The organism is Vibrio sp. 10N.286.49.C3, assembly GCF_041469545.1.
GTDB classification, from domain to species: Bacteria; Pseudomonadota; Gammaproteobacteria; order Enterobacterales; family Vibrionaceae; genus Vibrio; species Vibrio tasmaniensis_A.
Genome location: NZ_JBFRKT010000002.1, coordinates 60,310 through 83,680, shown reverse-complemented (window position 1 = coordinate 83,680; position 23,371 = coordinate 60,310). Strand labels below are relative to the sequence as shown.

Sequence of the window (23,371 nt, the reverse complement as noted above, 5' to 3'; positions counted from 1 at the left end):
AACTAGTTTACACCCATGTGTTCATCAAAAGCTTTACGGCTCATCATGCCCAAAGCGAACGCCCAGAACGGGCTCATGTTAGATGGCTTTTTCATAGCAACTCGGTTGTTTTTAGTCACACGAACACCGCCGCGCTCAACCGGAGTTTCTACCGCTTGCGCCAACGTCATGCCTTTTTTCAAACGAAAGAAAATGGTGGAAGGGCAAATACCAAATGCTTTAGCAATTGGTACTACGCCGTGAACACCTTTATAAACATGTTTAACACTCATGCTGCCACCTCAGACTTTGATAAGGCCTCGTCACATGACGGTGAAACCCAGAGACACTCAACTTTTAACTTGGTGCCTTTTCCTGCCGAAATACGGGACAATTTTTCCTTTTTAAACCAACCAGGCAGTAAATCGTTGTAAAGATCAGAGTCATACCCAGAAAGAACCACCATGCCTTTGAGATTAATAAGGCAAGCTAGCAGTTGCTCGTGTTCTGCATCTGTCATTTCGTGTTGATAGACCTGTCTTGATGAATTCAAAACCCTTGTTTCTTTCATGTAAGGAGGGTCAACATAATGAAGAGTTTCCACGCCATCATGAGTAAGCATACATTTTGTCGCATCGCGATTTTCAATGTTAACGCCTCTTAGACGTTCACAAACGAACTCAATAACTGGCGTGTATTTGCCCCAACAATGAGCTGATGTACTGTATTTTCTTTTGGCTTCACAACGAAAACCAGTAGGATGAAACGTCGCTGCGCCAGAACCAAATCCCATAGCAGATCGCACAATTGTTCTTCTTGCTCTCTCGATAGGATCATTTGTCTTTTCGTATGCCAGGCAGAACTCATCCCTGCTATAAGGTGTAAGCTCGCACATACTAGTTAATTTCTTGGCATGCTCTTCATTACGCAAAACTTGGAAAAGATTAAAAACATCCTGATCTAAGTCGTTGTAAACCTCTCCATGTGAACGTTCCTTTTGCAGCAAAACACTGCCAGCACCACCAAACGGCTCTACGTAACATTTATGATCAGGAAAGAACTCCATAACCCATTTCGCCAACCGAAATTTGCCACCGTGATAACGCAATAATGGTGTGTGCATCTTTTTAACACTCATGCTGCCACCTTCTTATTTACTGAAACGATATGACTCAAACCTTGTGGGATGTCGAAGCGGTTGCCGTTATCCCAGATAAACCACATGTACTCGCAAGAATCCGAACCGCCATTTACAAAGCGTGGACGCGGGACAATAACTGGCGTTTTCTGAGGAAAACCAACTTCCTCCCAGAAAGACAAACGCTTTATTGAACCGAGATAATTCACGCGTTGCAGGTAAGCCATTGTTCCGTTTGGTGCCAACTCGCTCAGGCTTTTACGGATGAATTCTTCCGTTAGTGAAAAAGGTGGGTTTGTGATGATCACGTCTTGCATTCCAAAATCAGTCGCTAGGTAATCAATACCCTTTTCAATTTCAGCAAATGACTTTTGGCTTTGTGGCAAATCAACCTTGTTGAAGATCGCGCCAGTACCAAAGCAAGGTTCTAAAAACTTATCGGTAGGACGAAGCGTTAACTTTTCCAATAGAGCAATAACGCACTCGTCAGGTGTTGGGTAAAGTTCGCGTGGGATTGTTTTTCCAGTAGTAGAACTCATGCTTCCACCTCTGCAATAGTGCTGAGGTATTGGTTAGCTATTTCAATGAACACTCGACCATCTTCAACAGTGGTTTGAGAATCATCAATGGTGTGGCCAGAAGAACGCACAATGTCATAACCCGCTTCAATGCAATCGCATGTTTCTTGTAAACGGTCACGCAGGTACTCAATTAAAGTTTGCGCTTTGGCGTGAGTAGCGCACGCAAGAGAAAGGACACACCATCCCTTTTCTAAACCGAACTGATCACCATGTAGGATGTGACAAATTTGGGCATTAATTTCCTGCCCTGTGTAATCTCCGTTTTCGTTAATCTCGCGCAGGTTTAAGCAGTCGTTCACTTGGAAGTCACGATCATTCAATCGAACTTCGTTAGTTTTACGTCCTGCCAATACTTCGGTGAAATGAACAGATTGAATTTTCAACTCATGCAGTTTGAAAGTGCTCATGCTTCCACCTCAACATTTGTTTCAGCTTCTTCTCGCGCTTCAATAATGAGCTCAGTCAGTTTGCTTTCAATCGAAAGAAGTTGCTCCAAAGCATCTTCTTTATCAATCTCCACATCAGCCGCGTATAGGTATTTTCGCTTGACGCTAGAGTAATCAGCGTCCATTGGTGCCACGTTGACAAACAAGCAATTCACATGAGCCGAATAACGAGTAAAAATATGAATCACATCAGCGTTAGCCATCGCCAACACATTAATCGCGTGAACAATATCGAACACTTCGCGCTGCTCAATGGCCGCCGCTGTTTCCTTTTCAACCTTGTTGGTAAACTCTTCTGCCTCTAAGTCGAAGTTCACATCTAAACGAATACGGCTAGGCAACAATGAGTTCAATGCAAAAACCATCTTGCGTTGGTTAAACATTGCTTGGTCGTTGAAACGTTGAGTTTTGACTAGAGTTGCGCGGCACTCTTTAAGCGTTTCGTTTGCTTCCGCTTTAAATTGTGCTGCTTCTTTAACTAGCTTTTTAGCTTGCTCTAACTCTGTTAATTTTTCTGAATTCATCTTCTATGCTCCTACGCTAAGACGAAAAAAAAGCCCCCGTTACAGGGGCAAAGGCTGCTTGCTCTTAATGGGTCTTACTAAACTGTTTGTGCTTCAATCGGCGAACATCACCGAACTGCTTATCGAATCCTGAAACGAGTGTTTTTAAGTACTGCATTCCCGTTCTGATTTTCTGCAATTCCAAATCATCGAATGATTCAAAAGTGCGTTGGTAATCTTTGGCAGGTAAGCCACCTGCAATCAGCACTAGGCCTCGGCTTTTATCTGGCAACGTGTTGAACATTTCCTGCAACTTACGGCGCGTTGCTTCACCGTTAAAAAGCGACTTACAAGCGGCGATGCTATCTGCCGCGCTTGGTAATGGTTCTTGAATAGGTTGTTCTTGTTTTCTAGCTAACTGGTTCATGCTCATTTCCTTATGCCAAACCTGGAAGTGGAGCACCGCTTGCAATTAGGTCGGTACCAAATTGCATCAAAGGCTGTAAGCCTCCGGTGGTGCGGTTTTCAACATCGTTGATAAGAAGCACAAGGTTGCCAATGCCAGCTTGCGCCTTTTGGATTAGAGATTGTTTGTGGGTGCGAGAAAGTCGAGAGTTGTTGCCGTGTTCCAATGCCCAAGTAGAAAGCTCACCTGCATTCGCGCTGTTATGTAACAAACGCTCCATCATGCTTTTTTCGTCTTCTTCCTTTAGAACTGGCGCGGCCACCATATCGAGCCCAAGCAAAAGACAGTTAATAAGCGTGTAGTTCCCGCTTACCTTTGAAACCGCAATCAACTCAACAGGCTTTAAAACGTGCGGTTGTTCTGGGTTTAACTTGTTGCGTAGCATGCCCGGCTTCATTCCAAGTTCACGAGCGATTTGCTCCATGTTCTCGGAATTCGCAAACGAGCAACAAGCCTCGTCAAATGACTTTTGTTTGGACTCACAAAATACGTACATTGAGTTATTCCTATCCGTAAACAATACTCAAATGAAGAAGAAAGGGACGCAAACGAATGACCAACCAATGACATTGAGCCAAAGAGGACACTTGTTTGGATACTTATCTTCCCATGACTCACTCATTGCATCTTGCAGAGTGAGTTTGGTTTTAGGGCGGCGAATAAAGCTCACGCTTGTTGAGCCGCAGTGCGTTGGTATAGAAGAACCAAGTTGATCAGCACACTGCCCTTGCTTCCTTTTTTTTCTAGCACTGGGATATCGCCAGATTGAATTGCGCGGTTTAACGAAGAGTCCGACCAGCCACTGCGGCGACAAAACTCTTTTTTGGTGCAGAAAGGCACATCTATTGCTATTTGAAGTGTTGCCATAAGTGGTATCCTATTCGTTTGTGTTTATTTGATGGTTATTGACTGATATTGACCAACCATCTTCGGTGTATGACTAATTATTAGATCAAAGTTAGTCACACAGCAACAATTAAAATCACTTGAATGGCAATTTTCTGATGTTTATCCGACTTTTGTCACTCTACGAGTGATATTGGAGTTAAGCATATGACTAGAATACCCGCCAAAGTTCCGGCATTTGACTACATTAACGGTCGAGAATTTACCGAAAAACTAAAAGAAGTCACTGAATGCAAAACATATGAGTTATTGGCTGACTACTACGGGATTCCAAAATCTACGTTTTCGACTTGGCATACTCACAGCCGAACAGGTTGGGAGTTGATAATCAGAACACACCTAGCAACAGGCGCATCTATTCGCTACATGGCTTTGGGTGAAGGCGAACCGTTTGAAGGTGGTGAATCGAATACGCTGTCTTCTCAAGAAATGCAGATATTCAACTTGTCCGATGGGGCTTTAACTGAATCAGGTAAAACTGCTTTAGATATGGTGATGCTTGATAGGTTTGGCTTAAAGCCATCTGTGACTCAAGTAATAGAAGACGATGCGGGTATTTATTACATCAACAAAGAATCAACCGACCCAGTTGCGGGTGATTACCTTATCGATATTGATGGCCGACTTTCTTTGAATTACCTGCAACGTTTACCAGGCAACAAACTGGCAATTGCGTTTGGCACTTCAACGATTGAAGTATCCGAAGACGATATAAAAGTGCTTGGCCGCGTGGCCATGGAAATGAAGAAGAAGTGACTCGGCCTCGCGAATGTTATCCGCAAGGCCGAAAGGTAAAAGGACTCAAAATAGCGTTGGTGGTTAGCCTGTAAAAAGCAACAGCAGTAATGTGGCAAGAAACACTGGAAACGACCAATCCTTGGCAATTTGCGTTACTTTTTCATAGTTAGTCTTTGGTCGAATTTTTTCATCAATCAGAGTAACCATATAGGTTCTTTCTGAAACAGTAATAGAGTGATTTTTCATAAAGGAGCCTCAATTGAACGTCATTCCTCATATCATCACCACAAAGAAACATGCTGATGGTATATACAGTATACTGCAAGACCATAACGCCACATATACGCAATTGGATACTTTTTCCTCCTTCCAAGCTAGTGACGTTTTTTTGATATTGAATGAGCTCCCTTGGGAATTTCTTGCAGGTATTATCGCTGGCTATATTGGTCATAAAAACACAAAAGTCGAAGCGAGTACAAAGCGCAGAGTCGTGATTAAGTATCCTGATAATTCAGAAATTGACGCAACCAACATTCCACCGGAAGAGCTGAAAGAGCTTATCCACCCCCACAAACAGATTTACATTTCGATGTTTGAAGAAAATGAGCGTTCGTAAACTAGAAGACGGCGATAAAAAACCATGGATGTGCGATGTTCGCCCCAATGGCCGCAACGGTAAACGAGTGAGAAAACGCTTCGCCACTAAAGGTGAAGCGCTTGCTTATGAGAAGTTTGTTTTGAAAGAAACAGACGACAAACCGTGGCTTGGTGACAAAGCCCAAACACGCAGCTTGTTAGACATGATTGATTTATGGCAAGAACGTCACGGCCAATCGCTAGCGCATTCAAAATACACGTACAACAAATTGAAGGTGATTGGGTTGGCAGTAGGCGACCCGCTTTACCACAAGTTCACGGCAGGGATGTTCACAGAATATCGAACTCGCCGCTTAGCGGGTGAAGTGGCCGACCTTAACGGCAAAAAAGCCAAGGTGACATTCCGAACCTGCAACAATGAACAAGATTTGCTAAACGCGGTTATTGTCGAACTGAAAAGAATGGGTGAATGGAAAGCGGAAAACCCTTTGCAAATGGTTCGCCAATTCAAATTGCACGAACAGGAAATGGAATTTCTCACTGTTGAGGAAATGCAGCACCTGATCGCCAATGCCGAGGCACACGAATATCATGGTGATTTACACAAGGTGATAAAGTTGTGTTTGGCCACAGGTGGGCGTTTTAAGGAAGCGGCAACTTTAACGGGTGCGCAACTCGCTAAATACAAAGTGACGTTCACGAAAACGAAAGGCAAAAAGAACCGCTCGATACCGATCAGCCCAGAGCTTTATGAAGAAATTTATAAGGCAGGTTCAGGGCCATTGTTTAGCATTGGCTATTCAACAGTGTATCGATTCATCGTGAAACACGTTCCACGTTTAAGTCAGCAAGCAGCTCACGTTCTTCGCCACACTTTTGCGTCTTACTACATGATGAACGGCGGCAACATTATCGCGTTGCAAAGAATACTTGGCCACAGCGACATAAAACAAACAATGCGCTATGCTCACCTAGCGCCCGATCACTTAGAAGATGTGGTGCAGAAGAACCCACTCACGAATATCCGCCTTGCCGAACAAGCCAACCTAAAAGCCTCAGATTGACCACACAGCGTGGACACTTTAATGTCCACATCGTGTCCACATATTTTAGTAATATAGCCAATTATTGGCATTTATTGACTAAGTGACCACACCACAGCCCCCGCAAACCCTTACTACGCCTAGCCCCTGTTAGGATGATTTAGAATGTGGTCTTCCCAATCGACAACATCAATTTCGTATACCACTTTATTACGAACGCTTTCACCTGCTGCATGCATCTCTGTTTTTGATCCCGTAATCAATGGGTGCCATTCTGGGATCGGCTTAGATTCTGATAGAAGACGGTAAGCACAAGTGTCTGGTAACCAGTGAAATTCATCGATCTTGTCACGAGTCAGCTTCAGACACTCTTCACCTGAAGTGAAACGGTTCGGGTAATCTTTACACGAACATGTTTTGTCGTTTAACCAGCTACACGCGACATTGGTGTAGTACACTTCATCGCTATCTTCATCCATTAGTTTATGTAGGCAACACTTACCACAACCGTCACATAGTGATTCCCACTCGTTCTCGGTCATTTGCTCTAGTGTCTTTTCTTGCCAAAATGGAATAGTCATAGGATTACTTCTTACTCTTTTACTGGGGTGCGTGTTATACCGCTAGCCCATAAAAAGTTCAAGGATAATAATTGTTCATTCTTTGATTCAATCAACAGCTGCCACTCTCCTCATTTTTTGCTACTATCGCGCACCCTGTTATTTAGTGAGTTTAATTTGATGGAATGTCGCCTAGGTTGTGGAGCTTGTTGTATCGCTCCAAGTATTACATCTGCTATTCCTGGAATGCCTAATGGCAAGCCTGCTGGCGTACGCTGCATTCAATTAAATGAGCAAGATCTATGCAAATTATTTGGTCAACCTTCACGCCCGAAGGTATGTCACCAATTCAAAGCCTGCCCTGTCATCTGTGGCAAAACAGATCAAGAAGCCCTTGATAACCTGATCGAGTTAGAAGCCATTACCTAAAAGATTATCTGACCTTTTCTTCCTCCTATATGCCCAAGATCTCACAAAGTCGCGAAATCTAAACTATCTTGTTGATACTGGTACAGATTAATAAGGATCGTTATGAATAGGTATATTGCAGAAATGTTTGGTACGTTTTGGTTGGTGTTAGGCGGTTGTGGTAGTGCCGTCTTAGCCGCGGCTTTCCCTGATGTGGGAATTGGTCTACTCGGAGTTTCCCTCGCTTTTGGTTTAACCGTTCTCACCATGGCTTTTGCTATTGGCCATATATCCGGCTGTCATCTCAACCCTGCTGTTACTATTGGACTGTGGAGCGGTGGTCGCTTTGATGCCAAAGATGTCGCACCTTATATTATTGCCCAAGTGATTGGCGGTATTATCGCAGGTGGCGTGTTATTTGTGATTGCTTCAGGCCAAGCTGGCTTTGATGCAGCTGCCTCTGGCTTTGCTTCCAATGGTTATGGTGAACACTCACCGGGCGGTTACTCACTTACCGCTGCACTCGTTTGTGAAGTGGTCATGACCATGGTGTTCCTATTCGTGATCATGGGCGCGACAGATTCGAAAGCACCTGCTGGATTTGCTCCTATCGCAATTGGTCTCTGTTTAACCTTAATCCACCTTATCAGTATCCCTGTAACGAACACCTCTGTTAACCCCGCTCGAAGTACCGGCGTGGCTGTATTTGTTGGTGATTGGGCTGTTTCTCAGTTATGGCTATTCTGGATTGCACCGATTATTGGTGCCGTGATTGGCGCAATGATATACAAAGCGGTGAGAGGTTCAGATTAAGCTCAGAGAAGTGTTTTGGAATAGAAACCTTTGAGAACCATAAAAGAAAAAGCCGCTTGGTGATGGTTCACCAAGCGGCTTTTTTAGATTTTATGACGACCGAGTAACGAGTGTGAAAGCGTGGTGCCATCCACTAGCTCGAGCTCACCACCAACAGGAACACCATGGGCGATACGGCTAGCGTTCACTTCATGGGCATTACATAGCTCAGCAATGTAATGTGCTGTCGCCTCCCCTTCTACTGTCGGGTTAGTCGCTAAAATAACTTCAGTGATATCACCACGACGTAAGCGGTAATCCAAGACATCGAGACCGATGTCACTTGGACCAATACCATCAAGTGGTGAAAGATGCCCCATAAGCACAAAGTAACGACCGGAATATTGACCCGTTGCTTCAATGGCTGCGATGTCTGCAGGGCTCTCTACTACACAAATTTGACCGTTATCCTGACGTTTAGGATTGGTACAAATGTGGCAGGTCTCTTCTTCGGTAAAAGTACGGCACTCATTACAATGACCAATTTCTGTCATTGCTTGGCTAAGAGCTTCAGCCAACTGCAGGCCGCCTTTTCTATCGCGCTGTAACAAATGAAAGGCCATACGCTGCGCCGACTTGGGGCCAACCCCAGGTAGACAACGTAAGGCCTCCATCAAATGCTCCAGCATATGACTGGTACGCATATATAACCGTTCTGATTTTCAAGTAATGGCCAGTTCAACACAAGCTACTACGAGAATTAACCTTTAAGAATGAGTTATTTAGAAAGGCATCTTCATACCTGGTGGAAGTTGCATTCCGCCAGTTACGCCAGCCATTTTCTCTTTTTGAGTTTCTTCAACGCGACGAGCCGCATCGTTGAAAGCAGCAGCGATAAGATCTTCAAGCATCTCTTTATCGTCTTCCATTAGGCTTTCATCGATATCAACACGGCGAACGCTGTGGCTACCAGTGATCGTTACTTTTACAAGGCCAGCACCTGACTCACCTGTAACTTCCATATTTGCGATTTCTTCTTGAAGCTTTTGCATGCGCTCTTGCATTTGCTGGGCTTGCTTCATCATGTTGCCCATACCGCCTTTACCAAACATGTTAATACTCTCTGGTCTAATTGGTTTATTAAAATTAATTAAGCTATACGTGCTTAAATGGGGGTTAAAACAGTGTGATTCAACCCCTCGGTGTTCAGTTCTCAGATTTGCTTATCTGGGATGATACGCCGGTCACTAAACGTGAAAAAGTTCTAGATAGGACGAACGCTGTCTCTGTCGAGTTCTGCAGCAAAACGTCTTTCAATAAACTGTACGTTGGCATCGTTTTCCAAAGCGGTAAACGCGTCTTTCAACTTACCTTGATACAATCTTTCTCGTAGTTCGAGTGGCGTTTCTCCACCATCACCGATTTCAACACTCAAATGACACTCTTCTCCCAACACGGTATTGAGCGACTGTAATAGTTCGCTCTGTGCGCGATCCGTATTCAAGTGAGCTTGGCTCGCTCTTAACGTTAAAGTGATTGATGTGTCGTTTTTAGCAAACACTGAGTTCAATGCTAACTGTTCAACAAGCTTGGCTGTCTCTAGCTTTTGAATCGTGGCAGACCATTCATCTTGAGCAATCGACTCTTGAAGCAATTTATCGACCATTTCTGGTGTCTTAATATGCTCTAACGCACGCTTGATCTGAGTAGGTGTAAGCTCTTTGCTCACCTCTTTCACTACAGGTTTAGACGGTTTCCAGCGATAAGGTTCATTATCATTGGTTACCTTTTCAGTAGAAGAGGCTGATAAAGAAGCTGGCGACACCCGCTCAGAACCACCGTGTTGCTGAGCAACTCGGTCAAGAACTGAAGTTTTAGCTGGTATCGCTTTAGCCTTTTTTGGCGCCGAACCTTTGTTTTCTGTTGCTGCACCACCTCTACGTTGAGAACGCAATTGGTGGCGTAAACCACTCACCGGTGAAGTTGCACGCGCGGGTTGCTCTTGTGAAGCAGAAGGCGCAGCGCTTGGCTGTTGAACCGGACTCTGGCTCTGATAATTCGTTTGTTGCTGCTGAGGCTGATCTGCACCGTAACTTGGACGCTCATCATAAGCAGGTGGTACATCATACTGGCTGTGCGGGTAATCCTGTTCTGGATAACCTTGATTGCCTGAGTGATCAACGTAACCTTGCGAATCTGAATATTGGCTCTGATTCTGCTGCGGTTGCTGTTGTGCCGACTGTTGCGGTATAGCTTGCTGCTGAGGCGCCTGTTGTTGCACTTGAGGCTGTGAAACCGCAGGAGCCTGAACTGGCTGTCTCGGCTCTGGCACAGGTTGACTCATTGGCTGAGCAACACTCTGAACCTGGTTCTGAACCGGATTCTGAGCTGCAGGAGCTGGCGCTGGGCTTGTCGACTCAGTCGAGATTGCCGTAGCAACAGTTTGCTCAGCAGGCCTAAATGCCAACATACGCAGAACCACCATCTCAATACCAACACGAGCGGTTGGCGATAATGGTAAGTCTTGACGACCTTTTAGCACTATCTGGTAGTAGAGTTGGATGTCTTGAGGGCTTAACGTTTTGCTCAGCAGTTCCAGCCTTTCAGCATCAGGCTGGGCCTTGTCTAAAGTAGACGGCAGAGCTTGATACATCGCTAAACGGTGTAATTGAGTCGCAAGTTGACTCAGCAATCCATCCCACTCAACGCCATTTTCAGCAAGAGCTTGAATACAAGCCATCGCCTGCTGAGGCTGTTTACTGCTAATCGCTTCAAGTAGGTGAATCGCTTGGTCTGTATCCAGCGTTCCAAGCATATGAGCAACAGTGTCTGTTACGACATTACCGTTACCTAATGCGATAGCTTGGTCACTCAGGCTTAGCGCATCACGCATACTGCCATCAGCAGCATGAGCAATCATCCCAAGCGCACGAGGTTCAGATGTCACATTTTCTTGTTCAAGAATATGATCGAGCTGCTCGTGGATATTATCGACACTGATCGGCTTAAGATGGAACTGCAAACAACGTGAAAGAATCGTAACCGGAAGCTTTTGTGGATCGGTCGTTGCGAGCAAGAACTTCACATACTCAGGCGGCTCTTCTAAGGTCTTTAGAAGCGCGTTAAAACTGTGCCTAGACAGCATGTGTACTTCATCGATTAGGTAAACCTTGAAGCGACCACGTGCAGGCTTGTACTGAACATTGTCCAGAAGCTCGCGGGTATCTTCTACCTTTGTACGTGAGGCAGCATCGATCTCGAGCAGGTCAACAAAACGACCTTCATCGATCTCTTTACAGGTTGCACACTCACCACAAGGGGTTGAAGTAATGCCTGTTTCACAGTTGAGTCCCTTCGCAAACAAACGGCCGATGGTCGTTTTACCGACACCTCGTGTACCGCTGAATAGGTAAGCGTGATGCAACCTATTTTGGCTAAGGGCATTCTCTAGTGCTGTTAAAACATGGGCTTGACCAACCACTTCTTTGAATTTGGTTGGTCGCCATTTTCGCGCTAACGCAAGATAGCTCATGAATAATTCCGAAAAGGATTAGTGACCGTCGAATTCGCAGATGCTAAACACTTCTAGACCTAAGCCTTGTAAGCGCTTATCACCACCGATTTCTGGAAGGTTAATAACAAATGCAGCGTGTTCAACCACACCACCAAGCTGACGAATCAGCTTCGTTGTCGCTTCAATCGTACCGCCTGTTGCTAACAAGTCATCAACCATCAGCACTTTATCGCCTTCAACGATAGCATCGGTATGAATTTCTAGCGTATCAGTGCCGTACTCAAGCTCATAAGATTGTGCCACAGTTTGACGAGGCAACTTGCCCGGTTTACGAACAGGAATGAAGCCAACACCTAGCTCTAGTGCCAAAGGCGCACCAAATAAGAAACCACGAGCTTCAGTACCAACGATCTTAGTAAAGCCCATGCCCTTGTATGTGTCCACCAACAGATCGATTGTCGCTTTGTAAGCGGCAGGATCTTCCATCAAGCTTGTTACGTCACGGAACAAAATACCCGCTTTAGGGTAATCAGGAATGCTTTTGATGCTTGCTTTGATCAGAGAGATTTTTTCTGTGTTCATAATCTTATGCACTTCATTAGGCCGCTTTCCAAACTCTCGTTAACGAATCAAACATCAACGCTCGGAATTAAGGAAAGGTACGATTGGTATTCATTGCAACGAGAGTCATAACTCAAATTGCTGAAATAATAAACGCCCGCTATACAAGCAGGCACACTGGCTTAATGGTAGTGATTTTCTTTGCTGTCAGCAACCAACTCATGGGTTGGAAGTCGCATAAACCATGTGAGAAGAATAACAAGTACACAAATTAGGAAAGCCTTGACCCAAATGATCGGGGCAAAGTAGATCGATAACGCAAAACTTAACAAGATAAAGAACACGCCACGCGTTTTTACTTGCTTGGTAACGGCACCATGTTGATACCAATTGTTCAACAAGGGACCCAGCGTTTTATGCTCATGCATCCATTTGTGAACTTTGGGGTTGCTTCGCATGAAACATGCACTGGCAAGAAGGAGGAAAGGCGTGGTTGGCAGTACGGGTAAAGCTATCCCTAAAACTGCGAGAAATATGCAAAGGCCACCAGCAATATTGAGGCTTAAAACTCGAACGCTAATTGTGGCCTCCTTGAGTTAGCTATCACCAATCGGCGACGATAACTTAACTAGAATGTTGCGTAACCATTGAATACACGGATCAACGTAAGTGTTGCTGGTAATAATGGAATCACTAAAAATGCGGCTAAAAATCCTAAAAAGTAGAATACATTAAACGGGTCTTGAAAGTCTTTGTTATCTGCCATGATTGCTTCTTGTTTTTGTTAGTAAAGGTAAGTATCTGGCGAACCAAACCCGCTTTGCTAAATCGACATTTAACAAAAAAGGCATAGCCACACCATTTGCGCAACTATACCTTAATCAATTATTCACAAAAACCGAGGAAATATAGGGTTAATCGGTGGACCCTTGGTGTATGTCTAAACTAAAACTGGCCGACCCAAGCAGGCTCAATGATAACTGGCAGCCTTGTTCAATCGGAAGATCCCGTGTAATGAAGTTCTTCTTACAGTTCTCACCCAAGCGCTCGCCCGCCGCAATATGTTGATTCAATTCGCCATTCGACCATTGTCCATCTAAACCCGCAGGTAAAATAGAGATAGTTCCCACAGCAAGGTCAGCAACACCAAACAAAGCATTCACAGGGGTTGAACATTTAGAGCAACGAATCCCCTTCTCCAAAATTTCCGCAATATCTTTGAGATCAACGTTAAAATCTTTTCTATTTCTGATGTAATCGTGGAATAACGCTCTCACCAACAATGTGGCCGCTGAGCCGCCGTTATCAGAAGACGACGAATCGACGAGGTAGAAAGCAAACTGCCCGTTCATCATCCACGCATAGTCGAACACAAGTGGCATCATCTCTGTTGATTGTAGTAGGCGGTAACTGCAACGCCATGAGCCTTGTCGTGTGTCTTTGTCAGGAAGCAGCGCGTGCAATAAGTCTCTTGCCGCACTAGGGTTATCTTGCAAGTGATTTAGGTGCCAATGCAGCTCTTGGTCTTCAGGGATCTCTCCGCCGTCATCAACGCAAAACCATTGGCTTGAAAAATCTCGTTGGTCTGAAATGTTATCGAACGAATCTGTTAATGTATTCGCAATCGCACTGCCTAAATGACCGTGATCCTCCAGAGGTTTGACTAAAAAGTCTTTGATACCAAATCGTAATGCTTTCGCCACATCAGACATATCATCGGTGCCAGACACAACGATCATAGGCAGTGACGGATACTCTAAACTGAGCTCTTCTACAAGCTCAATGCCATCCAGAATAGGCATTGATAAGTCACACACAATTAAATCTGGCGCCGAGTCTCTAAGCTTTTGCAGAGCGTCCAGCCCATTTTCAGCCTCAACCACTTTATAACCAATCTTGTCTAAATACGCGCTGGTTATCCGGCGAAAAATAGGATCATCATCAACCAACATAACGCATTTTTGATTGAGAACTTCCTGAGCCGAGGTCATAACTGGCTGACTGTGAGTTTTGTACATAATCTCTAACCTCACAAAACTAAGTCGAATTATTATTGTTATCTGTTCCAAGAACTAATATAAAACTTAGTAACAAATTGCTAAATACACAAATACGTACTCTTTACTGGAAATTCGTGACAAGGGTTGGAATACTGGTAAATAGTGCAACGAATTGACGTAACGCAAACATTGATCTCACTATTACGTATAAATTAGATGAGATTGTAAACAAATGTGTCTGGATTTATGAAATTAGATGATTTAAACCTCTTTCGACTTGTCGTTGAAAATGGGAGCTACACCGCAACATCACGCAAGACTATGATTCCGGTTGCGACCATTACACGACGCATCCAAGCCTTAGAAGATTCACTAAACCTAAGACTTCTCAATAGACACGCGCGTAAACTCTCTTTAACAGAGGCAGGCGAACGTTTCTTCAACGAATGCTCTCCGTTACTGCAACGTCTATCTTCTACTGCAGAAGAACTGACTGACGTTTGTAAAGGGGCTTCCGGTAAGATTCGCATTACGGCACCCTCAAACCTGACCAAGCGCATGATGATGCCGATGTTCAGTGAATTCATGACTCAATATCCTGATATTAATATTGAGCTGATGATGAACAACCAAGCCGATCAGCTTGATCCAACCGAGTGGGACGTAATTTTCAGAGTAGGCCCACAACGTGATTCAAGCCTAATCGCTCGAAAAATCAGTGAAGTAAAAGATATTCTTATCGCAAGTCCTGACTACTTAGCGAAGAACCCGGCACCAAGTCATGCAGAAGAGCTCGCGAATCATTCGCTACTTAAAGGCTATCCGCTGATTAAGTGGCAGCTGAGTAATTCGAATGAAGAGACGGTGGTGAATAGCGAGAAAGGCCGTTTCAACGCGAATGCGCTCAATGTCGTGAGACAAGCATGTTCAGAAGGCCTCGGTATCACCCTAATGCCCGACGTTATGATCCGCGAATACATTGAAGATGGCAGCTTAGTGCAAGTCTTAGAGGACTGGAGCGCTAACCCTCGTGATATCTACATGCTTTACAACCACAAAGACCACCTGCCAGAGAAGGTTAGATTGTTTATCGATTTTGTGATCGCATACCACATTCACTAAGATTCAATCCCCTTCCCCGCAAACAAAAAAACCAGAGTCGATGCTCTGGTTTTTTATTACTCATTTTTATGAGTACGCTAAGCGCCTTCGTTATGTAGCTCTAGGTTCGCGAGATCTTGTTGGATTTCACGCTCAACCTTTGAATCGTCATTACGTAAAGAGTCTAGGAAATCTAGGTACGCTTGGTCGATATCGCCCGTTACATACTCACCGTTGAATACGGATGTATCAAAACGAGAGATGTCTTGATTACCCATACCAACTGCAGAGATTAAGTCTGGTAACGTTTGGAAAATCAAAGCATCTGCACCAATCTGCTTACAAATCGTTTCGTTATCACGACCATGAGCAATTAACTCAGTCGCGCTCGGCATATCAATGCCGTAAACGTTCGGGAAGCGAACCTCCGGAGCGGCAGAAACCATGAAGACTTTGTTTGCACCAGAATCACGAGCCATCTCAATGATCTGCTCTGATGTTGTACCACGAACAATCGAGTCATCAACCAGTAGAACGTTCTTACCTTTAAACTCAGAACGAATCGCGTTGAGTTTACGGCGAACCGACTTCTTACGTTGTTGCTGACCAGGCATGATAAACGTGCGGCCAACGTAACGGTTTTTCACGAAACCTTGACGATATGGCTTATCAATCGCTTGAGCAATTCGTAGAGCAATATCATTTGATGTTTCAGGAATTGGAATAACCACGTCAATGTCTAGGTCTGCGTACTCTTCTTTAATACGCTTACCTAACATCTCACCCATCTCAACCCGTGCGCTGTAAACCGAAATTTTATCGATGAATGAATCAGGACGAGCAAAATAAACAAACTCAAAAATACATGGGTTTAGTTGTGGGTTGTCTGCGCATTGTTTAGTGAAAAGCTCACCATCGAATGTTGCATAGATAGCTTCACCAGGAGCAACATCGCGCATAAAATCAAAACCAACAGCGTCTAACGCTACTGACTCAGACGCAACCATGTACTCTGTTTTACCGTTAATTTCACGTTTACCAAGACACAGTGGACGAATACCATGTGGGTCACGGAATGCGATCATGCCGTGGCCGATGATCATCGCTGTTACTGCGTAAGCACCACGAATAGTGCGGTGCACGTTTGCAACTGCGCGGAAAACGTCATCTGAAGTCACGTTACCTTTTACGGTATCGATTTCATGAGCCAATACGTTTAGTAGAACTTCAGAGTCAGAGGTTGTGTTGACATGACGGCGGTCTTTTTCGAACAACTTCTCACGAACTTCACTTGCATTCGTTAAGTTACCGTTGTGCGCCAGCGTGATGCCAAATGGAGAGTTTACGTAGAAAGGTTGAGCTTCAGAAGCACTCGAACTTCCCGCTGTAGGATAACGAACATGACCAATACCCACGTTGCCTTGGAGGCGTTGCATGTGTTTTGCTTCAAAAACATCTTTAACTAAACCGTTCGCCTTACGCAGACGGAAACGATTGCTTTCTATGGTACAAATACCAGCGGCATCTTGGCCACGATGCTGCAATACCGTTAAAGCGTCATAAATAGACTGGTTTACAGGTGTTGAACCCACGATTCCAACAATACCACACATGTCCTAATCCTCGATTTTCGACATTAACTGGCGCTAGAGCGCGCCAGATAAGAAACTAGATGTTGCTTGTAAATGCTCGAAGAACGGCGCAATGATTCGGCTAAACTCCGGAACCAATTGCGAATTCTTCCACCACTCAGAACTTGGGAATGCAGTAAACGCATCCATGAAAAACAACACTGCAGAAACAATCAAAACACCACGTAAGCCACCAAAGACGACACCGAGGATTCTGTCTGTACCCGACAGGCCTGTTTTCTGAACTAGCTGCCCGATGACATAGTTAACTAAGGCACCAACAACTAACGTTGCAACAAACAATGCTGCTATCGCAGTTCCGTTTCGAAACATCTCATCTTCAATATTGGTGAAGTACATTGCTAATTTAGCGTAGTACTGGCTAGCAATAAAAAATGCTCCAAACCAAATAACAAGTGACAACGCTTCTTTAGCGAAACCGCGAACTAAACTGATCACGGCAGAGAAGCCGATCACGCCTAAAATGACAAAATCTAACCAATTCATGAATTCTTCATCTTAAGTTGGCGCGCATTTTAACAGAAAAAATGCTGACGCAAACGTTTTCTTATGGATTTAACGGTTTAAATTTGAGCAATTGGCCTTTTGAACCCGTAATTTTTTCTAATTCCTTAATTTGTCGCTCAAGTTTGGATTTAGAAACATCCGGGCCAATAATTACTCGCGTAAATGTTTTTTCTTGCTTGGTATGAGCCTGATAACCACGCTTCTGTAAATCCTTAACAACGTTTTTTGCGTTGTCAGCATTCTTCAAAGCCATCAATTGAATAATCCAAGCACTGTCTTGGTATTCATTTTTTTCAGGTACCGGCTTAACCACCACCGCCACTTTATCCGCTTCTTTGTTACTGGAAGCCGACGCAGTTTGCGTATTTGAATTGTCAGTACGACCACTTTCAACCACTTGCTCAACCGGAGAGTCCGGCAGTGCAATCTGATCTTCAACAGGATCGAGCACTTCAAACACTTCAACATTACTATCAAGCTCAGGCTTAATCGGAATGCTTGCAAACTCTTCTTTATAGTGGAGCTTCTTACCATCCAGCACATCGGGCAATACAATCACGCCAATGGCCACTAAAATGATGGTGCCGACTAATCGGCTTTGGAATTTACTTGCCATTTAGTTTCCTTTTTTCTGCCAATGCTCCAACACTTCACCCACGGTATGGAAAGAACCGACAACCAACACAACATCGTCATCTATAACAGAAGCTAAAGCCGCTTCAAACGCTACAACAGGGTTTGAATACTGCTCTACACCTTCAGGTAAGCTTTGACACAATTCAGCGGCTGTTGCGGCTCGTGGGCCGTTCAGCGAAGCTGGGTACCAATGTGTTGTTATTGGAGCTAATACTTCCAATGTCGCGGGGATATCTTTGTCATGAAGCATGGCGACTACAACGTGTAAATTTTTGCCTGCGTACTTCTTCGCGACTTGCTGCGCAAAGTACTCAGCAGAATGCGGGTTGTGTGCTACATCAAGCACAATCACCGGTTGTTCGCTAATTTGCTGCATACGCCCAGGAAGCTGCGCATTCTTCATGCCGTTAACAACGTTCACATCACTAATGCTTAGTTCTGAAGTACCTAATGCCATCAGTGCGGTGGCTGCGTTCGGCAGCGGTAAGCTTGGGATAGGTAGCGATTCTAATTGGAATGCACCACTGCGCCAGTTCCAAGTATCACCATCTATATCATAGGTGTATTGAATCCCTACTTGGTAGAACTCAGCGTTAATATCATCAGCGTGTGCCGCAACCGTAGCTGGTGGCTTGGGTTGACCACAAATAGCTGGTTTACCGCTACGATAAATGCCCGCTTTCTCAAAACCGATCACATTAATGTCATCACCTAGCCAGTCAACATGGTCGACAGCCAAACTAGTAATCACAGAAACGTCATGCTCAACGATATTGGTCGCGTCTAAACGTCCGCCTAGACCAACTTCTAACAATACAACATCAACCGCTTCGGTTTGAAAAGCACGTAACGCAGCTAAAGTGCCATATTCAAAAAAGCTAAGGCTGATTTCACCACGTTCTTTCTCAATGAAATCGAAAGACTGAACCATCTTTTGATCAGAAAGATCTTTGCCATTGATACGAACACGTTCGTTATAGCGAATTAAGTGAGGGGAGCTGTAGACACCAACAGAGTAACCAGCATCCAATAGAATAGCTTCCATGAGTGCACATGTTGAGCCCTTGCCGTTGGTTCCAGCAACAGTAATAACATGTTGAGCAGGTTTGGTGAGGTTTGCCTTAGAGGCGACAGCTTGAACTCGGTCTAAGCCAAGATCAATAGCGCTTGTGTGGATGTTTGATAAATAATCAAGCCACATCTCCAAAGAGGATGTGGCTTGAGGAATAGGTTGTTGACTCATCTAACTCATAACCATAATTAAGTAGGTTTGTTAGAAGGTACTTTACCCTTTTTCTGGCGCTTCTGGTACTTCATAAGCAGCTTCATTCGGTGAATCGTTCACAGAAACTACTAATGGTGAAGGCTGATTGGTCATTTTAGCAACAAGGCTTGCAACGCGCTGACGCATCTCACGACGGTCAACGATCATGTCGATAGCACCGTGGTCTAGTAGGAACTCACTGCGTTGGAAACCTTCAGGAAGGTCTTCACGTACAGTTTGCTCGATTACACGACGTCCAGCAAAACCGATAAGCGCTTTTGGTTCACCGATATTGATATCGCCAAGCATTGCTAAACTTGCAGAAACGCCACCCATTGTTGGATCAGTCATTACTGAAACAAACGGTAGGCCTTTCGCAGATAGACGCTCTAGAGCAGCACTGGTTTTTGCCATTTGCATGAGAGACATCAATGCCTCTTGCATACGTGCACCACCACTTGCAGAAAAACAAACTAAACCGCAGTTGTTTTCAATAGCTGCATCTACCGCTTTCACAAAACGAGCACCAACAACAGAACCCATTGAACCGCCCATGAATGAGAATTCAAAAGCACACGCTACGATAGGTAAACCAAGCAGTTCGCCTTTCATTGCAACTAATGCGTCTGTTTCACCACTGTTCTTTTGAGCAACAGAGATACGTTCTTTGTAACGCTTAGAGTCTTTAAACTTCAGTTTGTCTTGTGGCTCAAGATCAGTACCTAGTTCAACACGATCACCTTTGTCTAGGAATGTATCCAGACGGCGACGTGCTTTCATACGCATGTGATGGTCACATTTTGGACATACTTCTAGGTTACGCTCTAGTTCAGCATGGTAAAGAACCTGCTCACAAGAAGTACATTTAGTCCAAACACCCTCAGGGATCGACGCTTTACGAGATGTTACGATGTTGCTTTTTTCTAAAATCTTTTCAAGCCAACTCATGGAAGACCTTTTTGTTTCGATTCCTCCGCTTGATTGCGAAAGAAATAAATTTGGGAATTATGCCGGGAATTAAAGCACATAAAACAGCGACTGTAGATAAAAAACTGGTTGTACCTATTTTCCGTGACTATTTTACGCACGAAACCGTAATATTTTTTGAACCTAAGTCTCACATTTAGTTCAAATTATCCGGCAAAAATAGAGGGCCAATAGGCTCTCTTGGTAGTCCAAAATGTTCAGGATAATCAACATCGACTAAGTATAAGCCTTCCGCTTTCGCTGTCGCGCCTGCCACTTTTCGATCTTTAGCCTCTAAAAGCCACTGAATCCACTCTGGTTTTTGATCACCTTTACCTACCGCAATTAGGCTACCAGTAATATTCCTCACCATATGGTGAACAAACGCATTCGCTTTAATATCGATCACTATGTAATGCCCATGACGAGTCACGTTTAAGTGAATCATGTTTCTCCATGGGCTACGAGATTGACAATGTGTTGCCCTAAACGAAGTAAAGTCATTCTCACCAAGTAAGTACTGACCCGCTTCATGCATCTTTTTCTCATCAAGGTGACCATGATAATGGCTCACACCTGAATTCAAAATGCCAGGACGTAAAGCATGGTTAAAGATAATGTAGCGATAACGGCGTGCTGTTGCAGAAAAACGAGCATGGAAATCCTCATTCACTTCTGTTGCCCAACGAACGGCAATATCTTTTGGCATGTTGGCATTTGCGCCCATTGTCCATGCAACCATTTTACGATCGACATTAGTTTCAAAGTGAACGACTTGTCCCGTACCGTGAACACCGGCATCTGTGCGACCAGCACACATAACTTCTACAGGGTGATTCGCGACAACTGAAAGAGCCTTTTCCAATTCTTCTTGGACACTTTTCACGTCTCGTTGGCGCTGCCAACCAAAGTAGTGGGTACCGTTATATTCAATACCTAAAGCAATTTTCATGTTCTTGTTCTCTTTGAAAATGGGCGAGAAGTATATACGGAAATGAGTGCTAGCCCAAATAGGATGGGGCTAAAACTTCAATAAACAATCACTACCGCCTAGACGGTGGTTTTAGCAAGCTAAATAAAATAGACGCTAACTGTATCGCCCTAAAATAAAGGGTAGCCAACGCTACCCTTTATAATTTTTTGAATTTATCGACCGTTTAACGTATCGATAAGATTCTTTGCCTCTCGACGAATATCATCACTGCCGTCAACGATAGCCTCTTCTAGAAGCTTAATTGCACCTTGTGAGTCACTCATCTCGATGTAGATTTTAGCCAAATCGAGCTTACCAGCGGCTTCTGCATTGCTGTCGACATCGTAATTACCAATGTCACCGATAACGTCTGGGAATTCATTTAGGCCAACATCTAGCTTCAACTCTTCGTCATCTGGATTAATCGCGTCTTCGCCTTCTTGCTCAACTTGAGCCATCAGCTCATCAATCGTCATGTATTGCTTATCACGACCTTTGTCTGACTCGGTTAGGTTGTCTTGTTGAGCCCAATTCTCTTGTTTGATTTTTGGTTCAGCTTGTTGATCTGCCGACGCCCAAATCTCCTGTTGATCATCAGGCACATCATTATGCATGCTCGATTGCTGCTCAGGAGCAAGGTTGAAGCCTTTCCAGTCTTCGCCGCCGACTTCAAGCATGGCGTCAATATCGAGCCCTGCACTATCAATCGATGTAGCATCCAGTGGCTTGTCGAACATGCTGTCGACAGAGTCTTGAACATCTTCAGAAAGTAATTCAGCTAATGCTGTCTCATCAAAATCCTCAAAACCTTCTAACAGATCGTCTTGAACTGTTTTAGGCACTGAGCTTAACTCAGAAGGTACTGGGCTTAATTCTGACGGCGAATCGGGTGATTCCTCAGGTTGTGTGAAACTAGCCAAATCAGACTCTTCTGCACCTGAGAAGCCTTCTGCGTCTGAGAAATTTTCTGTATCCGAGAAGTCATCACCATGACTAAAACTCTGCGGGTTTGAAAATAAATCATGCAGCGCATCTTGTTCTTCACCCTGTGGGCTGAAAGAAGTCAGTGGCGTTGGTTTCTCAGCAAACGCATCAGAGATAGCTTCATCTTCACCGTATTCTGGCAAATCAAACTCATCGAGCTCTACGCCTTGCTCTTCCGCTACAGGCTCAGCACTGCTTTGTTCGATGTCATCTAAGACTGAATCCGCTTTTGCGCTCTCTTCATCGTATTCAGGCAGGTCAAGGTCATCGAACTCAAACTTTTCGGACTCTGGAGCAAGATCTTGCTCTAACTGCGCTTCATCCGGTTCGCTAACCACTTCCGCCAACGCATCTTCTTCGCCAAACTCTGGAAGCTCTAAATCATCAAACGAGAACTCACCTTCGCCTTCTTGTCCTAGAACTTCAGCTTGTCCCGTAGCTTCAACTTGCGGTGCCGATTCTGCTTGCGGTTCATGGTCTAACTGAGGTTCAGCGTCTAGTTGAGAATCAACAGTAGGAGCAACTGGTTCTGGTATTACTTCAACATCAGCTTCTGCCAATGCGTCTTCTTCATTAAACTCTGGAAGATCAAAATCATCAATCGAGAACTCATCTTCGCCTTCTTGTCCTAGAGGTTCAGCATCTAACTGAGGTTCAACAACCGGTGTTACTGGCTCTGGGGTTACTTCGGCGTCAGTTTCCGCCAACGCATCTTCTTCACCAAACTCTGGAAGATCAAAATCATCAATCGAGAACTCATCTTCGCCTTCTTGATCTACCGCTTCAGCTTGTTCCGTTGCTTCTACTTGAGGTTCGGTTTCAACTTGTTGTGCAGCTTCAACTTGCGGTTCATGGTCTAACTGAGGTTCAGTATCTAACTGAGACTCAACAGCAGGAACCACCGGCTCTTCCGCTACTTCATCAACTTGTGCCAATATTTCTTGTTGAGCCGTATCATCTTCAATCAGCCAATCATCGTCTTCTGGCACACCGAATTCATTTGGAACGATCTCTGGCATATGTGCAGCACGAACTGGCTCTGGCTCTGGCTCTGGC

The 23,371-nt window shown here is 44.5% G+C and carries 30 protein-coding genes; 6 read left to right on the top strand and 24 right to left on the bottom strand.

Annotated elements, in window-relative coordinates:
• Window positions 1-2: 2 nt before the first annotated feature.
• From AB4180_RS00740 to AB4180_RS00705, 8 genes are all read right to left on the bottom strand, one after another.
• Entirely contained in the window at window positions 3-272 is a 270-nt protein-coding gene (locus AB4180_RS00740) for a hypothetical protein (RefSeq protein WP_102249286.1), read from the bottom strand.
• The gene (locus AB4180_RS00735) at window positions 269-1,117 is read right to left on the bottom strand and encodes a DNA adenine methylase (RefSeq protein WP_102249285.1); all 849 of its coding nucleotides are present in this window, start codon (window positions 1,115-1,117) and stop codon (window positions 269-271) included. The genes AB4180_RS00740 and AB4180_RS00735 overlap by 4 nt, the downstream gene beginning before the upstream one ends.
• A complete protein-coding gene (locus tag AB4180_RS00730; RefSeq protein WP_102249284.1) occupies window positions 1,114-1,656 on the bottom strand; it encodes a DNA methyltransferase in 543 nt (180 codons plus the stop codon). Before AB4180_RS00730 ends, AB4180_RS00735 begins: the two co-directional genes overlap by 4 nt.
• A complete protein-coding gene (locus tag AB4180_RS00725) occupies window positions 1,653-2,105 on the bottom strand; it encodes a DUF3850 domain-containing protein (RefSeq protein ID WP_102249283.1) in 453 nt (150 codons plus the stop codon). Before AB4180_RS00725 ends, AB4180_RS00730 begins: the two co-directional genes overlap by 4 nt.
• Entirely contained in the window at window positions 2,102-2,668 is a 567-nt protein-coding gene (locus tag AB4180_RS00720) for a hypothetical protein (RefSeq protein ID WP_241909249.1), read from the bottom strand. The genes AB4180_RS00725 and AB4180_RS00720 overlap by 4 nt, the downstream gene beginning before the upstream one ends.
• 64 nt (window positions 2,669-2,732) lie before the next feature.
• Window positions 2,733-3,074: a hypothetical protein gene (locus AB4180_RS00715; protein ID WP_102249282.1), complete on the bottom strand. Its 342-nt coding sequence runs from the start codon at window positions 3,072-3,074 to the stop codon at window positions 2,733-2,735.
• Between the two features lie 10 nt (window positions 3,075-3,084).
• Entirely contained in the window at window positions 3,085-3,609 is a 525-nt protein-coding gene (locus AB4180_RS00710; RefSeq protein WP_102249281.1) for a phage regulatory CII family protein, read from the bottom strand.
• Window positions 3,610-3,779: 170 nt separating this feature from the next.
• Entirely contained in the window at window positions 3,780-3,980 is a 201-nt protein-coding gene (locus AB4180_RS00705; RefSeq protein ID WP_102249280.1) for a Rha family transcriptional regulator, read from the bottom strand.
• 186 nt (window positions 3,981-4,166) lie between these two features.
• Here AB4180_RS00705 and AB4180_RS00700 point away from each other — a divergent pair, with 186 nt between their 5' ends.
• Window positions 4,167-4,775, top strand: coding sequence for a helix-turn-helix domain-containing protein (locus AB4180_RS00700; protein WP_102249279.1), 609 nt, complete (start codon window positions 4,167-4,169; stop codon window positions 4,773-4,775).
• 63 nt (window positions 4,776-4,838) lie between these two features.
• Here the strand turns inward: AB4180_RS00700 and AB4180_RS00695 are convergent, their stop codons facing one another.
• Window positions 4,839-5,003, bottom strand: coding sequence for a hypothetical protein (locus AB4180_RS00695; protein ID WP_157936317.1), 165 nt, complete (start codon window positions 5,001-5,003; stop codon window positions 4,839-4,841).
• A 13-nt stretch (window positions 5,004-5,016) separates the two neighbouring features.
• Here AB4180_RS00695 and AB4180_RS00690 point away from each other — a divergent pair, with 13 nt between their 5' ends.
• Both AB4180_RS00690 and AB4180_RS00685 read left to right on the top strand, forming a co-directional pair.
• Window positions 5,017-5,373, top strand: coding sequence for a hypothetical protein (locus AB4180_RS00690; RefSeq protein WP_102249278.1), 357 nt, complete (start codon window positions 5,017-5,019; stop codon window positions 5,371-5,373).
• Window positions 5,360-6,418, top strand: coding sequence for a tyrosine-type recombinase/integrase (locus AB4180_RS00685; protein WP_102249277.1), 1,059 nt, complete (start codon window positions 5,360-5,362; stop codon window positions 6,416-6,418). The genes AB4180_RS00690 and AB4180_RS00685 overlap by 14 nt, the downstream gene beginning before the upstream one ends.
• A 119-nt stretch (window positions 6,419-6,537) precedes the next feature.
• On the opposite strand, the gene AB4180_RS00680 is transcribed toward AB4180_RS00685, so the two are convergent.
• Window positions 6,538-6,978 (bottom strand): YcgN family cysteine cluster protein, encoded by a 441-nt coding sequence (locus AB4180_RS00680; RefSeq protein WP_102249276.1) that lies wholly within the window; start codon window positions 6,976-6,978, stop codon window positions 6,538-6,540.
• 159 nt (window positions 6,979-7,137) lie between these two features.
• Here AB4180_RS00680 and AB4180_RS00675 point away from each other — a divergent pair, with 159 nt between their 5' ends.
• Both AB4180_RS00675 and aqpZ read left to right on the top strand, forming a co-directional pair.
• Window positions 7,138-7,386 carry a YkgJ family cysteine cluster protein gene (locus AB4180_RS00675; protein WP_017059389.1) on the top strand — a complete coding sequence of 83 codons (249 nt, stop codon included), beginning with the start codon at window positions 7,138-7,140 and terminating at the stop codon, window positions 7,384-7,386.
• A gap of 102 nt (window positions 7,387-7,488) precedes the next feature.
• The gene (gene aqpZ, locus AB4180_RS00670) at window positions 7,489-8,178 is read left to right on the top strand and encodes an aquaporin Z (RefSeq protein WP_017099207.1); all 690 of its coding nucleotides are present in this window, start codon (window positions 7,489-7,491) and stop codon (window positions 8,176-8,178) included.
• An 83-nt stretch (window positions 8,179-8,261) separates the two neighbouring features.
• On the opposite strand, the gene recR is transcribed toward aqpZ, so the two are convergent.
• From recR to AB4180_RS00635, 7 genes are all read right to left on the bottom strand, one after another.
• On the bottom strand, window positions 8,262-8,861 hold the full coding sequence (gene recR / locus AB4180_RS00665) for a recombination mediator RecR (RefSeq protein WP_004734155.1): 600 nt from the start codon (window positions 8,859-8,861) through the stop codon (window positions 8,262-8,264).
• Window positions 8,862-8,939: 78 nt separating this feature from the next.
• Window positions 8,940-9,269 carry a YbaB/EbfC family nucleoid-associated protein gene (locus tag AB4180_RS00660; protein ID WP_009848672.1) on the bottom strand — a complete coding sequence of 110 codons (330 nt, stop codon included), beginning with the start codon at window positions 9,267-9,269 and terminating at the stop codon, window positions 8,940-8,942.
• Between the two features lie 152 nt (window positions 9,270-9,421).
• The gene (gene dnaX / locus AB4180_RS00655; RefSeq protein WP_102249275.1) at window positions 9,422-11,689 is read right to left on the bottom strand and encodes a DNA polymerase III subunit gamma/tau; all 2,268 of its coding nucleotides are present in this window, start codon (window positions 11,687-11,689) and stop codon (window positions 9,422-9,424) included.
• An 18-nt stretch (window positions 11,690-11,707) separates the two neighbouring features.
• A complete protein-coding gene (apt, locus tag AB4180_RS00650) occupies window positions 11,708-12,253 on the bottom strand; it encodes an adenine phosphoribosyltransferase (protein ID WP_004734171.1) in 546 nt (181 codons plus the stop codon).
• A gap of 161 nt (window positions 12,254-12,414) precedes the next feature.
• Window positions 12,415-12,786, bottom strand: coding sequence for a YbaN family protein (locus AB4180_RS00645; protein ID WP_029223120.1), 372 nt, complete (start codon window positions 12,784-12,786; stop codon window positions 12,415-12,417).
• A 74-nt stretch (window positions 12,787-12,860) separates the two neighbouring features.
• The gene (locus AB4180_RS00640; RefSeq protein ID WP_017099204.1) at window positions 12,861-12,998 is read right to left on the bottom strand and encodes a hypothetical protein; all 138 of its coding nucleotides are present in this window, start codon (window positions 12,996-12,998) and stop codon (window positions 12,861-12,863) included.
• Window positions 12,999-13,146: 148 nt separating this feature from the next.
• Entirely contained in the window at window positions 13,147-14,250 is a 1,104-nt protein-coding gene (locus AB4180_RS00635; RefSeq protein WP_017099203.1) for a response regulator, read from the bottom strand.
• Window positions 14,251-14,478: 228 nt separating this feature from the next.
• Between AB4180_RS00635 and AB4180_RS00630 the strand changes: the two genes are divergently transcribed.
• On the top strand, window positions 14,479-15,354 hold the full coding sequence (locus AB4180_RS00630; RefSeq protein WP_004734167.1) for a LysR family transcriptional regulator: 876 nt from the start codon (window positions 14,479-14,481) through the stop codon (window positions 15,352-15,354).
• Between the two features lie 77 nt (window positions 15,355-15,431).
• On the opposite strand, the gene purF is transcribed toward AB4180_RS00630, so the two are convergent.
• The 7 genes from purF to AB4180_RS00595 all read right to left on the bottom strand — a co-directional run.
• Window positions 15,432-16,946, bottom strand: coding sequence for an amidophosphoribosyltransferase (purF, locus tag AB4180_RS00625; protein ID WP_012603488.1), 1,515 nt, complete (start codon window positions 16,944-16,946; stop codon window positions 15,432-15,434).
• A 33-nt stretch (window positions 16,947-16,979) separates the two neighbouring features.
• Window positions 16,980-17,471 carry a CvpA family protein gene (locus tag AB4180_RS00620; RefSeq protein WP_009848678.1) on the bottom strand — a complete coding sequence of 164 codons (492 nt, stop codon included), beginning with the start codon at window positions 17,469-17,471 and terminating at the stop codon, window positions 16,980-16,982.
• A 61-nt stretch (window positions 17,472-17,532) separates the two neighbouring features.
• The gene (locus AB4180_RS00615) at window positions 17,533-18,108 is read right to left on the bottom strand and encodes an SPOR domain-containing protein (protein ID WP_012603487.1); all 576 of its coding nucleotides are present in this window, start codon (window positions 18,106-18,108) and stop codon (window positions 17,533-17,535) included.
• Window positions 18,109-19,371 (bottom strand): bifunctional tetrahydrofolate synthase/dihydrofolate synthase, encoded by a 1,263-nt coding sequence (gene folC / locus AB4180_RS00610; protein WP_102249274.1) that lies wholly within the window; start codon window positions 19,369-19,371, stop codon window positions 18,109-18,111.
• A gap of 42 nt (window positions 19,372-19,413) precedes the next feature.
• Window positions 19,414-20,340 (bottom strand): acetyl-CoA carboxylase, carboxyltransferase subunit beta, encoded by a 927-nt coding sequence (gene accD / locus AB4180_RS00605; RefSeq protein WP_102249273.1) that lies wholly within the window; start codon window positions 20,338-20,340, stop codon window positions 19,414-19,416.
• 175 nt (window positions 20,341-20,515) lie between these two features.
• On the bottom strand, window positions 20,516-21,310 hold the full coding sequence (gene truA / locus AB4180_RS00600; RefSeq protein ID WP_009848683.1) for a tRNA pseudouridine(38-40) synthase TruA: 795 nt from the start codon (window positions 21,308-21,310) through the stop codon (window positions 20,516-20,518).
• Window positions 21,311-21,504: 194 nt separating this feature from the next.
• Window positions 21,505-23,371: FimV/HubP family polar landmark protein (locus tag AB4180_RS00595; RefSeq protein ID WP_372081738.1), on the bottom strand; the 1,867-nt coding region annotated here is incomplete at its 5' end.

What these genes read in the sequence shown, in the direction of transcription:
- AB4180_RS00740 (WP_102249286.1), bottom strand. Translation starts at nt 272, where the DNA reads ATGAGTGTTAAACATGTTTATAAAGGTGTTCACGGCGTAGTACCAATT.
- AB4180_RS00735 (WP_102249285.1), bottom strand. Translation starts at nt 1,117, where the DNA reads ATGAGTGTTAAAAAGATGCACACACCATTATTGCGTTATCACGGTGGC.
- AB4180_RS00730 (WP_102249284.1), bottom strand. Translation starts at nt 1,656, where the DNA reads ATGAGTTCTACTACTGGAAAAACAATCCCACGCGAACTTTACCCAACA.
- AB4180_RS00725 (WP_102249283.1), bottom strand. Translation starts at nt 2,105, where the DNA reads ATGAGCACTTTCAAACTGCATGAGTTGAAAATTCAATCTGTTCATTTC.
- AB4180_RS00720 (WP_241909249.1), bottom strand. Translation starts at nt 2,668, where the DNA reads ATGAATTCAGAAAAATTAACAGAGTTAGAGCAAGCTAAAAAGCTAGTT.
- AB4180_RS00715 (WP_102249282.1), bottom strand. Translation starts at nt 3,074, where the DNA reads ATGAACCAGTTAGCTAGAAAACAAGAACAACCTATTCAAGAACCATTA.
- AB4180_RS00710 (WP_102249281.1), bottom strand. Translation starts at nt 3,609, where the DNA reads ATGTACGTATTTTGTGAGTCCAAACAAAAGTCATTTGACGAGGCTTGT.
- AB4180_RS00705 (WP_102249280.1), bottom strand. Translation starts at nt 3,980, where the DNA reads ATGGCAACACTTCAAATAGCAATAGATGTGCCTTTCTGCACCAAAAAA.
- AB4180_RS00700 (WP_102249279.1), top strand. Translation starts at nt 4,167, where the DNA reads ATGACTAGAATACCCGCCAAAGTTCCGGCATTTGACTACATTAACGGT.
- AB4180_RS00695 (WP_157936317.1), bottom strand. Translation starts at nt 5,003, where the DNA reads ATGAAAAATCACTCTATTACTGTTTCAGAAAGAACCTATATGGTTACT.
- AB4180_RS00685 (WP_102249277.1), top strand. Translation starts at nt 5,360, where the DNA reads ATGAGCGTTCGTAAACTAGAAGACGGCGATAAAAAACCATGGATGTGC.
- AB4180_RS00680 (WP_102249276.1), bottom strand. Translation starts at nt 6,978, where the DNA reads ATGACTATTCCATTTTGGCAAGAAAAGACACTAGAGCAAATGACCGAG.
- AB4180_RS00675 (WP_017059389.1), top strand. Translation starts at nt 7,138, where the DNA reads ATGGAATGTCGCCTAGGTTGTGGAGCTTGTTGTATCGCTCCAAGTATT.
- aqpZ (WP_017099207.1), top strand. Translation starts at nt 7,489, where the DNA reads ATGAATAGGTATATTGCAGAAATGTTTGGTACGTTTTGGTTGGTGTTA.
- recR (WP_004734155.1), bottom strand. Translation starts at nt 8,861, where the DNA reads ATGCGTACCAGTCATATGCTGGAGCATTTGATGGAGGCCTTACGTTGT.
- AB4180_RS00660 (WP_009848672.1), bottom strand. Translation starts at nt 9,269, where the DNA reads ATGTTTGGTAAAGGCGGTATGGGCAACATGATGAAGCAAGCCCAGCAA.
- dnaX (WP_102249275.1), bottom strand. Translation starts at nt 11,689, where the DNA reads ATGAGCTATCTTGCGTTAGCGCGAAAATGGCGACCAACCAAATTCAAA.
- apt (WP_004734171.1), bottom strand. Translation starts at nt 12,253, where the DNA reads ATGAACACAGAAAAAATCTCTCTGATCAAAGCAAGCATCAAAAGCATT.
- AB4180_RS00640 (WP_017099204.1), bottom strand. Translation starts at nt 12,998, where the DNA reads ATGGCAGATAACAAAGACTTTCAAGACCCGTTTAATGTATTCTACTTT.
- AB4180_RS00635 (WP_017099203.1), bottom strand. Translation starts at nt 14,250, where the DNA reads ATGTACAAAACTCACAGTCAGCCAGTTATGACCTCGGCTCAGGAAGTT.
- AB4180_RS00630 (WP_004734167.1), top strand. Translation starts at nt 14,479, where the DNA reads ATGAAATTAGATGATTTAAACCTCTTTCGACTTGTCGTTGAAAATGGG.
- purF (WP_012603488.1), bottom strand. Translation starts at nt 16,946, where the DNA reads ATGTGTGGTATTGTTGGAATCGTGGGTTCAACACCTGTAAACCAGTCT.
- AB4180_RS00620 (WP_009848678.1), bottom strand. Translation starts at nt 17,471, where the DNA reads ATGAATTGGTTAGATTTTGTCATTTTAGGCGTGATCGGCTTCTCTGCC.
- AB4180_RS00615 (WP_012603487.1), bottom strand. Translation starts at nt 18,108, where the DNA reads ATGGCAAGTAAATTCCAAAGCCGATTAGTCGGCACCATCATTTTAGTG.
- folC (WP_102249274.1), bottom strand. Translation starts at nt 19,371, where the DNA reads ATGAGTCAACAACCTATTCCTCAAGCCACATCCTCTTTGGAGATGTGG.
- accD (WP_102249273.1), bottom strand. Translation starts at nt 20,340, where the DNA reads ATGAGTTGGCTTGAAAAGATTTTAGAAAAAAGCAACATCGTAACATCT.
- truA (WP_009848683.1), bottom strand. Translation starts at nt 21,310, where the DNA reads ATGAAAATTGCTTTAGGTATTGAATATAACGGTACCCACTACTTTGGT.